Origin of the sequence: Microbacterium sp. TPD7012, assembly GCF_003075395.1 — a bacterium.
Taxonomy (GTDB): domain Bacteria; phylum Actinomycetota; class Actinomycetes; order Actinomycetales; family Microbacteriaceae; genus Microbacterium.
Genome location: NZ_QDFV01000002.1, coordinates 546,822 through 559,053 on the forward strand (window position 1 = coordinate 546,822; position 12,232 = coordinate 559,053).

Here is a 12,232-nt window from a genome sequence, read left to right on the forward strand (position 1 = left end):
AGGAGCCCACCCGGGTGACTGAGCTTGCCGGCGCCAGACTTCTCAAAAAGAATTTCCGACACAGGAGAACTAGTGCTCGAGTCCACAACCTTCGATGAGCTTCGCATCGGCCTGGCGACCGCAGACCACATCCGCGCGTGGTCCTACGGCGAGGTCAAGAAGCCCGAAACCATCAACTACCGCACCCTGAAGCCGGAGAAGGACGGTCTCTTCGGAGAGCAGATCTTCGGCCCGTCCCGCGACTGGGAATGCGCCTGCGGAAAGTACAAGCGCGTCCGCTTCAAGGGCATCGTCTGCGAGCGCTGCGGCGTGGAGGTCACCAAGAGCTCCGTCCGTCGTGAGCGCATGGGTCACATCGAGCTCGCCGCTCCCGTCACCCACATCTGGTACTTCAAGGGTGTCCCCTCGCGTCTCGGCTACCTGCTCGACATGGCGCCGAAGGACCTCGAGAAGGTCATCTACTTCGCCGCCTACATGGTCATCTCGGTCGACGAGGATGCTCGTCACCGCGACCTGGGCACGCAGGAGAACAACATCCGTCTCGAGCTGAAGACGCTCGGCGACCGTCGTGACGCCAAGATCGCCGAGCGCCTCGCTCGTCTCGAGGAGGAGCTCGCTGCTCTCGAGGCCGAGGGTGCGAAGGCCGACGCCAAGAAGAAGGTGAAGGACGCCGCCGAGAAGGAGATGTCCCTCATCCGCAAGGGCGCCGACGAGGCGATCCTCAAGCTGGAGCGCGTGTGGGAGGACTTCCGCACGCTCGAGGTCGGCGCACTCCGTCCCGAGGACGACGTCTTCCACGAGCTGCAGGACCGCTTCGGTCAGTACTTCGAGGCCTACATGGGCGCCGAGTCGATCCAGCGTCGCCTCGCGGCGTTCGACCTCGCTGCCGAGGCGGAGAACCTGCACCTGCAGATCTCCGAGGGCAAGGGTCAGCGCAAGATCCGCGCGATCAAGCGTCTGAAGGTCGTCAACTCGTTCCTGGAGACCGGCATGAGCCCGGCCGCCATGGTCCTGGATGTCGTCCCGGTGATCCCGCCGGAGCTGCGCCCGATGGTGCAGCTCGACGGTGGCCGCTTCGCGACCTCCGACCTCAACGACCTCTACCGTCGTGTGATCAACCGCAACAACCGTCTTCGTCGTCTGATCGACCTCGGTGCTCCCGAGATCATCGTCAACAACGAGAAGCGGATGCTGCAGGAGGCCGTCGACGCCCTGTTCGACAACGGTCGCCGTGGTCGTCCCGTCACCGGTACCGGCAACCGCGCCCTGAAGTCGCTCAGCGACATGCTCAAGGGCAAGCAGGGTCGCTTCCGTCAGAACCTGCTCGGAAAGCGCGTCGACTACTCGGGTCGTTCGGTGATCATCGTCGGACCGCAGCTGAAGCTGCACCAGTGCGGTCTGCCCAAGCAGATGGCTCTGGAGCTCTTCAAGCCGTTCGTGATCAAGCGCCTGATCGACCTCGGTCACTCGCAGAACATCAAGGCGGCCAAGCGTGCCGTCGAGCGCACCCGTCCCGAGGTCTGGGACGTGCTCGAGGAGATCATCCGCGAGCGTCCGGTGCTGCTGAACCGTGCACCCACCCTGCACCGTCTCGGCATCCAGGCGTTCGAGCCGCAGCTCGTCGAGGGCAAGGCCATCCAGCTCCACCCGCTCGTCTGCGCGGCGTTCAACGCCGACTTCGACGGTGACCAGATGGCCGTGCACCTGCCGCTGTCGGTCGAAGCTCAGGCCGAGGCCCGCGTGCTGATGCTCGCGTCGAACAACATCCTGAAGCCGTCCGACGGCCGTCCGGTCACCCTGCCTTCGCAGGACATGATCATCGGTCTGCACCACCTGACCACGGTCAGGGAGGGCGCAGCCGGCGAGGGCCGTGCGTTCGGTTCGGTGGGAGAGGCGATCCTGGCGAAGGACGAGGGCAGCCTCGACCTGCAGGCCAAGGTCCGCATCCGCATCCCGGGTCTGACGTTCCTCGAGGGCGACGCGCCCGAGGGCTACGAGCGTCACGGTCTCGTCGACGCCTCGCTGGGTCAGGCGATCTTCAACGACACGCTCCCGAAGGGCTACCCCTTCGTCCGCGAGCAGGCTGACAAGAACAAGCTGTCGCAGATCGTCAACAAGCTGGCCGAGGAGTACCCCAAGGTCGAGACCGCCGCATCGCTGGACCGCATCAAGGACGCCGGCTTCTACTGGGCCACGCGCTCCGGTGTGACCGTCGCCCTGAGCGACATCCTCACCCCGCCGAACAAGGCGGAGATCGTCGCGGGCTACGAGAAGCAGGCCGCGAAGGTCCAGTCCCAGTACGAGAAGGGCCTCACGACCGACGCCGAGCGTCGTCAGGAGCTCATCAAGATCTGGACCGAGGCGACCGACGAGGTGCAGGCCGCGATGAAGGCGCACTTCCCTGAGGACAACACCATCAACCGCATGGTGTCCTCCGGCGCCCGTGGTAACTGGCTGCAGATCCGGAACATCGCCGGTATGCGTGGTCTGGTGAACAACCCCAAGGGTGAGATCATCCCGCGTCCGATCATCTCCTCGTACCGCGAGGGTCTGTCGGTGGCGGAGTACTTCATCGCGACGCACGGTACCCGTAAGGGTCTGGCCGACACCGCTCTGCGTACCGCCGACTCGGGTTACCTGACCCGTCGTCTGGTGGACGTCTCGCAGGACGTCATCATCCGCGAAGAGGACTGCGGCACGTCGAAGGGCCTCGAGCTCCCGATCGCCGCTCCGAACTCGCAGGGTGAGCTGGTCCGCGATGCGAACGTCGAGAACTCGGTGTTCGCCCGTACCCTGGCCTCGGATGTCGTCAGCGAGTCGGGCGAGGTCCTCGCCTCGGCCGGCGACGACGTGGGCGATGTCCTGATCGACAAGCTGGTCGGTCTGGGTGTCGAGACCATCAAGGTCCGCTCGGTCCTGACCTGCGACTCCGCCGTCGGTGTCTGCGCGCAGTGCTACGGCCGTTCGCTGGCCACCGGCAAGACCGTCGACATCGGCGAGGCGGTCGGCATCATCGCGGCCCAGTCGATCGGTGAGCCCGGTACCCAGCTGACGATGCGTACGTTCCACACCGGTGGTTCCGCGTCGGCAGACGACATCACGCAGGGTCTTCCCCGTGTGCAGGAGCTGTTCGAGGCTCGTACCCCCAAGGGTGCGTCCCCGATCGCCGAGGCCGACGGTCGCATCACGATCGACGAGACCGACAAGGGCAAGAAGGTCATCCTGACGCCCGACAGCGGCGACGAGCCGGTCATCTACCCGGTGCTGCGTCGTGCGACGCTGCTCGTGGAAGACGGACAGCACGTCACGGTCGGTCAGCCGATCCTGGTCGGAACGCTCGACCCCAAGGAGATCATGCGCGTCATGGGTGCTCGCGAGGTGCAGCGTTACCTCGTCGGCGGCGTCCAGGGCGTGTACCGCTCGCAGGGTGTGCCGATCCACGACAAGCACATCGAGGTCATCGTCCGTCAGATGCTCCGCAAGGTCACCGTCGTCGATCACGCCGACACGACCCTGCTCCCGGGTGAGATGGTCGACCTCAAGCGCTACCAGGCGATCAACCGCGAGGCTGTGGCCGAGGGCAAGCGTCCGGCTTCCGGACGTTCGGAGCTGATGGGTATCACGAAGGCGTCGCTCGCGACCGAGTCGTGGCTGTCGGCTGCGTCGTTCCAGGAGACGACCCGCGTGCTCACCGAGGCTGCGATGCAGGGCAAGCGCGACCCGCTGGTCGGTCTCAAGGAGAACGTCATCATCGGTAAGCTCATCCCCGCCGGAACGGGACTCTCGAAGTACCGTGACGTCACGGTCGAGGCGACCGAGGAAGCCAAGAGCGAGCGCTACCCGAACCGGATCTTCGCATCCGACGGCGCGTACGCAGACGGCGACTTCGGCTACGTCGACTTCGACGCGTTCTCGACGGACGACATCACGCCCGGTACCTATAACTGAGGTGTGACGAAGTGAAGAAGGCCCCGGGGTTCGCCCCGGGGCCTTCTTCGTGCGTTCACGCGCCTCCTCCCTCGCACGGGGGAGGAGAAATCGTCCCGTAGGCGGACCCGGTCGGTACCACCGGCGGATGCCGGGGTGGACCGGAGACGATTGGCTGGACTCATCGCTGCTCGACGGCGGCCAGGAATCGCGCACGACCGCGGCCGGGAGCCGCGACAGGGCCGCGCCTCTGCCCTGTCGCACCGAACGAAACTCCTCGCCACACATGACATTCCTCACGCGCGCCAGCCTCGCCAACCGTGCCATCGTCGGCCTGATCACGATCGCCGTCGCCGTGTTCGGCATCATCGCGATGTCCTCGCTCCGTCAGGAGCTGACGCCGTCGATGACGCAACCGGGAGCGTACATCTCGGTGAGCTCCAGCGGGCTCGCGCCCGACCAGATGGTCCAGCTCGCCACAGAGCCGGTCGAAGAGGCGCTGGGAGGCGTGAGCGGGCTGACCTCGGTCAGCTCCACCACTCAGAGCGGCAGTGCGCAGGTGATGGTCAACTGGCCGTTCGAGCTCGACGCCGAGGAGACGCTCCGCGCGATCAAGGCGGCCGTCGACGGGGTCAAGACCGCGCTGCCGAAGGACTCGACCGTCATCGTGCAGTCCGGTTCCGCCGCAGACATCCCGGCCATGGTGCTGAGCGCGGGCTCGACATCGGATGCCGACACCTTCGCGGAGGCCCTCGAGCAGAGCGTCCTGCCCGAGATCCGCGCCGTGGCCGGGGTGCGCGCCGCCACGCTGGAGGGCCGCGAGTCGCAGCGGATCGAGGTATCGCTGCGGCCGGCCGACGTCGACCGTCTGAAGGTCGACCCGGCCATGGTGCTGGCGGCGCTGCAGAGCAACAGCGCCGTGCTGTCCGCCGGTCAGGTCGGCACCGATGAGGGTCAGGTGGCGGTCAACGTCGGTCCCGGCGTCGACAGCATCGAGACGATCGCGGCGCTTCCCGTGCAGGTCGCCGAGGGCGCGGTCCAGATCCAGGATGTCGCGGACGTCACGCTTCAGCCCGAGCCGACCGGTTCGCTGTCGCGCGTGAACGGCAAGGCGGCTCTCACGATCCAGGTGATGCCGGCCATCGGTTCGAACGCCGTCGAGATCTCGCACGGTGTCACCGCGATCCTCGATCGGTACAGCGACTCGCTGAAGGCCGAGTTCCTCCCGATCTTCGATCAGGCTCCCTACATCGAGCAGTCGATCGAAGACCTCTCGACCGAGGGCGGACTCGGGCTGCTGTTCGCGGTCGTCATCATCTTCGCGTTCCTGCGGTCCTGGCGCTCGACGATCATCGCGGCCGTGTCGATCCCGCTCTCGCTGCTGATCACGATGATCGCGCTGCTCTGGACCGACAACACCCTCAACATCTTCACGCTCGCCGCCCTCACGATCGCGATCGGACGCGTCGTGGACGACTCGATCGTCGTCATCGAGAACATCAACAGGCATGCGGAGAGGAAGGTGCCGACGGCGGCGGACATCGTCGCCTCGGTCAAGCAGGTGTCGGGAGCGATCATCGCCTCGACGGCCACGACGATCGCGGTCTTCCTGCCGATCGCGTTCGTGTCGGGCGTCACCGGACAGCTGTTCCGTCCGTTCTCGATCACGGTGACGATCGCGCTGGCCGCGTCCCTCGTCGTCGCGTTGACGATCGTCCCGGTCCTGGCGTACGTCTTCCTGCGGTCACGCGGCGCGCGACGTGCCGCAGCGGCGACGGCAGGCGGCGCGATCGCCGCGACGGAGGCGGAGGCGCCCGTCGAGGATGCAGGTGCGTTCGCCCGCGCCGAGATGAGCGCACCGGAGGACAGGCTGCAGCGGGGGTTCATGTCGTTCCTCGGTGCGACCCATCGGAGGCCGGTCATCACGCTCGCCGCCTCGACCGCGGTGCTGCTGGCGACGTTCGTCCTCGCGACGCAGATCCCCACGGACTTCCTCGGGGAGTCCAGCCAGCAGAGCATCACGGTGACGCAGACGCCGGAGGAGGCGGGAACGGTCGAGGACCGTGTGGCGGCGGCTGAGCCCGTCGAGCGCGCACTGCAGAAGGTCACGGGCGTCGAGAGCGTCCGCTCCACGATCCCCGGGGCATCCACCGGCGCCGGCGAGGAGAACGTCAACACCTTCGACGTCACGCTCGACAAGGGCGCGAAGGTCGCGGATGTGCAGGACGGCATCGACCGCAAGCTCGAGGAGCTCGGAGACCCCGAGCAGTTCGAGGTGCAGACGGCCGACTCCAGCGGTGCGGGATCGGGAATCGATCTGCGCGTGATCGGGGACGATCCGAAGGCGCTCGCGGCGGCGAGCGAGTCCCTGATCAAGGCTCTCGAGAAGGAGGGGAGCATCCAGAACGCCTCCAGCGACATCAGCGGCGAGCAGCCGCTCGTGCAGGTGACGGTCGATCCTCTCAAGGCGGCGGCGCTCGGTTTCGATCAGCAGCAGATCGCGTCGGCGATCACCGCTGCGCTGAACGGCACGCCTGCCGGCAGCGTGATGCTCGACGGTCGAGAGCGTGACATCGTCATCCGCACCGCCGCGGTCAGCGGCGGGGTCGACGCGGTCGCCGCGATGGCGCTCCCGGTCACGTCCAAGCAGACCGCGGCGGCGCAGAAGGCAGCGCTCGACGCGCTCGAGGCGCAGCAGAAGCAGAAGGCCGAGGAGCAGAAGGCGAAGGCCGAGCGCGAGATGGACAAGCAGATCGCGGACACGACCAACCAGCGCTCCGAGCTCCGCGATCAGATCAGCACGCTCCGAGGCCAGTTGGCCCAGTTGGAGGCATCGGCGCCCGTCGTGCCGGATCCGGTCACGCCCGAGACACAGGCGGCGATCGACGCCGAGCGCGAGCGTCAGGAGCAGATCGCCGCGATGCTCTCCGCGATCGGACAGGCACAGGCCGGCGTCGAGGCCGCCGACGCGCAGCTGACGCAGCTTCGGGAGAGTCAGACGGAGGCCGCCGCGCAGCAGGAGGAGGCGACCCGGCTCGAGGCCGAGCAGAAGGCCGCGGCGGAGGTGCGCGGCACGGCCGTGCGCGTCGCCGATGTCGCGACCGTGACCGAGGAGATGACGGCACCGTCGATCTCGCGGATCGGCGGCGAACGCGTCGTGACGATCACGGTCACGCCGAAGAGCGGGCAGCTCGATGCGGCGACGCAGGCGCTGGACGCGGCGACCGCGAAGTTCGATCTGCCTGCGGGCACCCGATTCGAGGTCGCCGGTGTCGCTGCCGATCAGGATGACGCCTTCGGGCAGCTCGGCCTCGCCATGCTCGCGGCGATCGCCCTGGTCCTGCTGGTGATGGTCATGACGTTCCGCAATCTGCGTCAGCCGACGATCTTGCTCATCGCGGTGCCGTTCGCCGCCACCGGAGCGATCGTCGGACTGCTGCTCACCGGCACGCCGCTCGGCCTCCCGGCGCTGATCGGACTCCTGATGCTCATCGGCATCGTGGTCACCAACGCGATCGTGCTGCTCGACCTGGTCAACAAGCTGCGGGAGGGCGGGGCCGATCTCGCTGAGGCGGTCTACCACGGAACGCGACTGCGTCTGCGCCCGATCCTGATGACGGCGACGGCGACGATCTTCGCGCTGCTCCCGATGGCGTTCGGGATCACGGGAGGCGGGGTGTTCATCTCCCGTCCGCTCGCGATCGTCGTGATCGGCGGCCTCATCAGCTCGACCCTTCTCACGCTGGTGCTCGTGCCGATCCTGTACCTGCTGCTCGAACGCTCGCGTGAGCGCCGCATGGCCAAGCGCGCAGAGCGGCGGGCGCGGCGCGAGCAGGAGAAGCTCGACGCGCAGGAGCCGGGTGAGGACGAGGGCGTCGCGGTCTTCGACGACGGCTCCGAGGGTACGGACGACAGCGTGCCGGCGGTGCAGCGCGAGTGAGCGCCCGCCGGCCGGCGCGCGGTCGTCAGCCGAAGAGGTGCGAGACGATCGACGACGTGTAGCCGGACGGCGCGAGGTTGGAATAGCGGGTGTCGATCATGATGTCGTCGCGCCAGAACAGGGTGCGTCCGTCGGTCACCGGGTACTGCGTGTTCGGCCACGTCTTCTCGCACCGGGTGCCGCCGTCAGGGGTGAAGCAGGCGAACCCCTCGGTGTCGGCGAGCGCGTTGAGCATGTCGAGAGCCGGGCCGCGGTTCATCGCGGAGATCGTCGTGACGAGACGGGTCGTGTCGGCTCGGGGGTCCGCCCAGATGCAGGTGAGGGTCCCGTCGGTGCCGACGCCAGAGGGACCGAAGGCCGCGTCGTTGAGCGGCACGCCCTCGAGCTGGGCGAGCACGTCGTCAGAGAGGATCGCCCGGCAGTCGGTCGGCAGGGCGACGCCCTTCGCGGTCGGTGACGGGCTGGGGGAAGGGGTCGGCGATCCGGTCTCGGCGGGGCCGTCGGATGCTCCTGGCGACGGACTCGGTGATCCGCCGGCATTCCCCGGGCCATCGGATGCCGTTCCGCACGCGGTGAGGATCGCCACGAGGAGGAGTGCCGCGGCGCCTGCGGGGAATCGCGCGTTCATGGGCACACCGTAGCGCGCTCGCGGGTCGCACGACAGCATTCGTGCCGCGCACTCGCGGTGGCGCGTCGCGATAAGGTCGGCGGATGAGCATCGAGACTTCCGCTGCAGGGTCCGTCGTCGTGATCGGCGATGCCCTGATCGACGAGATCCGCGACGATTCGGGCGTGCGCGAACTGGTCGGCGGGGCGGCCCTGAACGTGGCCGTGGGGCTCCGGCGACTCGGCGTCGCGACGACGCTGATCGCGATGGTCGGTGCGGACGAGGCCGGGGAGCACATCCGCGAATACCTCGCCGATCACGGCGTCCGCCTCATCGAGAGCGCGGCCCCGCACGGGTCCTCGCGTGCGGTCGTGCAGCGGGCAGCCGACGGGGAACCCGACTACGTCTTCAACGAAGCGGCCCGGAAGCGCAGCATCCGCTATTCCGACGCGGCCCGCGACGCCATCGCGGAGGCGGGACTGGTCGCGATCAGCTGCTTCCCCTTCGACGTGCCGGCGGAGGTGGACGCTCTGCTCGAGGCCGCAGCGGGAGCGCGCCTTGCGATCGATCCGAATCCGCGGACCGGCATGTTGAGCGACCGGGACGAGTTCGTGAAGGGCTTCGAGCGCGCTGCTGCGGGTGCCGCCATCGTCAAGGTCGGCGCCGATGACGCGGCGATCCTCTACGACGGCGACCTCGGCGCGCTGAGCGCCCGACTCCGCGACCTCGGAGTCGCGGCCGTGCTCGCGACGGCCGGCGCCGACGGCGCGATCCTCGAGACGGACGCCGGCACCGCGGCGGCACCGATCTCGGACCTCCCGGGCCGCGTCGTCGACACGGTGGGCGCAGGGGACGCGACGCTCTCGGCGGTCGCCGCCGGGCTCGTCGGGGGGAGTCCGGCACGCCTCGTCGAGTGGCGCGCGCTGCTCACCAGGGCCATGGACATCGCCGCCGCGACATGCCGCGCCGAGGGCGGTCTGCTGCGCACGCCGGAGTCGCTCGCAGAGGCCGAACGAGGCGTCTTCGGCAGCTGACGCGTCGATTTCATGTGCCCGCGTCTGACGGGTATGATGGTCTTTCGTGCCCCCGGTTGGCTGTCGAAGTCGGACGGGTGCGCTCTGGCGAGTTACCCAAGCGGCCAAAGGGATCTGACTGTAAATCAGACTGCATCGCATTCGGGGGTTCGAATCCCTCACTCGCCACCAGCGCAGATCACACGCAACAAGCCCCGGTCGCCCGGGGCTTGTTGCGTTTCTCCCCGCGTTACGACCGGCCGCGTGCCCGATACAGTGACCTCATGATGAACCCCGTGGGCGTCTCCGTCGCCCTTCGCGAGGCGCCGTGAGCGCGCCGGCAGGCTGGTATCCCGACGCTGCGGGTGCTCCGCGCTGGTGGGATGGGTATGGGTGGGCCGACGAGTATCGGGCGCCGCCAGACCCGCTGCCGCCGCAGGCCGCTCCGGGAACGAGTTCGCACACGGTGTGGGTGTGGCTCATCGTGCTCTTCCCGCTGCTGAGCCTCTACCCGGCGTTCGTGTATCTCGACCAGATGTTGCGAGGGATGGTCGACCTGGTGGCGCTGTTCCCCACCGGCGGTTTGACTCCCGACCCCCAGCGCCTCGTCGCCGCAGAGCTGGCCCTCTTCTTCAATCCCTGGTTCCTCGTTCTGATGGTGATCGGTTGGGGATCGTCCGCCCTGTACGTGTGGTTCGCTTTCCTCGATGCGCGAGAGCTCGAGCGTCGCGGATTCGCAGACCCCTTCCACTGGCTGTGGACCTTGCTGTCTCCGCTTGCCTACGTGATCGGACGCCACGCCGTCATCCGACGCCGAGGAGGCAAGGGGGCAGCACCTCTCATCGTGACGATCGCGATCCAGATAGCCGTCTTCATCGCGGCGATGGTCTGGACTGTGGTGCTGGTGCTGCAGATGACTGCGGCCATCCTCCCTTCGAATGGCGCGTCGACGGCCCTCCCCGCTCCCGCGGAATCGGCCAGTCCTGTGGTGGATGAGTGGGTCGTCGTGACATTCGAGGACCGTGATGCCGACTTCGACCTCTCGCTCATGGACGCGATGCTCGAGACCGAGCTGGCGGCGGACGAAGCGCTGACGAGGGCGGATGCCGGCCAGATCGACGGAAACGAGATCGGAGCGGGCGAATACGCGCTGTACTTCGTCGGTCCGGATGCGGAGCGCATCTGGGAGGTGATCCAGCCGGTTTTCGACGACGCGCCGGTCCCGTGGACGCAGGTTCAACTGATGCAGGGACTCGATGATCCGTCTCCGGTGACGATCACCCCGTGACACCGAGGCCCTGCATCCGCCACACTGAGTCCCATGGGATCAGCGTTGACCACCATCGGACTTCCCGTCGCCCTCGGCATCATCATGCTGGGGCTCGGGCTCAGCCTCACCCTCGCCGACTTCGCGCGGGTGCTGAAGCAGCCCAAGGCGGTGATCATCGCGCTGCTCTGCCAGCTGCTGCTTCTTCCGGCGATCTGCTTCGGCCTGGTGCTCGCGTTCCAGCTCCCACCGATCCTCGCGGTCGGCATGATGATGCTCGCCGCATCGCCGGGCGGCACGACGGCCAACCTGTACAGCCACCTGTTCCGGGGTGACATCGCACTCAACATCTCGCTGACCGCAGTGAACTCGGTGATCGCGGTGATCACGCTGCCCCTCATCACGAACTTCGCCATCGCCTACTTCCAGCCGTTCGACGACCGGCTCGGCCTGCAGTGGTCGAAGGCGCTCGAGGTGTTCGCGATCGTGCTCCTCCCCGTCGCGCTCGGCATGCTCATCCGTCGGTTCTGGCCGAGGTTCGCGACAGGGATGGACAAGCCCGTGCGGATAGCATCCGTCGTCATCCTCATCGTCGTCATCGTCGGCGCCGTCGTGTCGAACTGGGCATTGCTCATCTCCAACTTCACCCAGCTCGCGCTGATCACGGTGCTCTTCTGCGTGATCAGCCTGACCATCGGCTTCCTCATCCCGCGGTGGCTGCGGGTGGGCAGGCGACAGGCCATCGCCACCTCGTTCGAGATCGGCATCCACAACGCCACTCTCGCGATCGTCATCGCGCAGTCCGTGCTCGGCTCCGTCGAACTGAGCCTCCCCGCAGCTGTCTACGGCGTGCTGATGTTCTTCATCGCCTTCGGATTCGGGTTCCTCATCCGCGATCGGACGGCGGCGGAAGAGGTGGCGCCGGCCTCGACGACGTCCCAGGGTTCATAGACTGGAACGATGCGAGCGCTCACCGAAGCCGAAGTCCGGGCATCGTTCGTCAACGCGGACGAAGACGAGCTGCGCACCCTCGAGATGCCGCACGACTTCGTGCTCGTCGACTGGGACTACCTCGACTTCTTCGCGTGGCGCGACCCGAGCGCGTCCAAGCGCGGGTACGTCCTGATCCAGCACGACGGCGGCGTCGTCGGAGTGGTGCTCCGCGCGTCAGAACCGGGACGAGGGCGCTCCGGCATGTGCAACATCTGCCACACGATGCAGCCGGGAAACCAGGTGGCCATGCTCTCTGCCCGCCGCACAGGAGAAGCAGGACGCCGCGGCGACTCCTTCGGCACCTACATCTGCTCCGACCTCTCGTGCCACGAGAACGTGCGGTTGGCGCACCCCCTCGCACCCAACGAGGTGCGCTCACCCGGGCAGGTGGACTTCCGGCTCGACGGCACCCGTCGGCGGATGGAGGCGTTCGTCTCGCGCGTCTGGGCGCAGGACTGATCGCGGTTACGCTGGACCCACACGTC

At 67.6% G+C, this 12,232-nt stretch carries 7 protein-coding genes and 1 tRNA gene; 7 read left to right on the top strand and 1 reads right to left on the bottom strand.

Annotated elements, in window-relative coordinates; all coding sequences use genetic code 11:
- Nucleotides 1–72 precede the first annotated feature (72 nt).
- Both rpoC and DC434_RS06640 read left to right on the top strand, forming a co-directional pair.
- On the top strand, nt 73–3,948 hold the full coding sequence (rpoC, locus tag DC434_RS06635) for a DNA-directed RNA polymerase subunit beta' (RefSeq protein WP_116634488.1): 3,876 nt from the start codon (nt 73–75) through the stop codon (nt 3,946–3,948).
- Between the two features lie 265 nt (nt 3,949–4,213).
- Nucleotides 4,214–7,867 (top strand): efflux RND transporter permease subunit, encoded by a 3,654-nt coding sequence (locus DC434_RS06640; protein ID WP_116634489.1) that lies wholly within the window; start codon nt 4,214–4,216, stop codon nt 7,865–7,867.
- A 25-nt stretch (nt 7,868–7,892) separates the two neighbouring features.
- Here the strand turns inward: DC434_RS06640 and DC434_RS06645 are convergent, their stop codons facing one another.
- Nucleotides 7,893–8,495: a hypothetical protein gene (locus DC434_RS06645; protein ID WP_116634771.1), complete on the bottom strand. Its 603-nt coding sequence runs from the start codon at nt 8,493–8,495 to the stop codon at nt 7,893–7,895.
- A gap of 83 nt (nt 8,496–8,578) precedes the next feature.
- Here DC434_RS06645 and DC434_RS06650 point away from each other — a divergent pair, with 83 nt between their 5' ends.
- The 5 genes from DC434_RS06650 to DC434_RS06670 all read left to right on the top strand — a co-directional run bounded on the left by DC434_RS06650 (nt 8,579) and on the right by DC434_RS06670 (nt 12,206).
- Nucleotides 8,579–9,508, top strand: a complete 930-nt coding sequence (locus tag DC434_RS06650) for a PfkB family carbohydrate kinase (RefSeq protein WP_116634490.1) — start codon at nt 8,579–8,581, stop codon at nt 9,506–9,508.
- 86 nt (nt 9,509–9,594) lie between these two features.
- Nucleotides 9,595–9,679: transfer RNA gene (locus DC434_RS06655), tRNA-Tyr, on the top strand.
- 136 nt (nt 9,680–9,815) lie between these two features.
- Nucleotides 9,816–10,775, top strand: coding sequence for a DUF2510 domain-containing protein (locus DC434_RS06660; protein WP_133192784.1), 960 nt, complete (start codon nt 9,816–9,818; stop codon nt 10,773–10,775).
- A 33-nt stretch (nt 10,776–10,808) separates the two neighbouring features.
- Complete coding sequence (locus tag DC434_RS06665; RefSeq protein WP_116634492.1) at nt 10,809–11,705, top strand: bile acid:sodium symporter family protein; 897 nt, start codon at nt 10,809–10,811, stop codon at nt 11,703–11,705.
- Between the two features lie 9 nt (nt 11,706–11,714).
- A complete protein-coding gene (locus tag DC434_RS06670) occupies nt 11,715–12,206 on the top strand; it encodes an FBP domain-containing protein (protein WP_116634493.1) in 492 nt (163 codons plus the stop codon).
- Nucleotides 12,207–12,232: the final 26 nt, after the last annotated feature.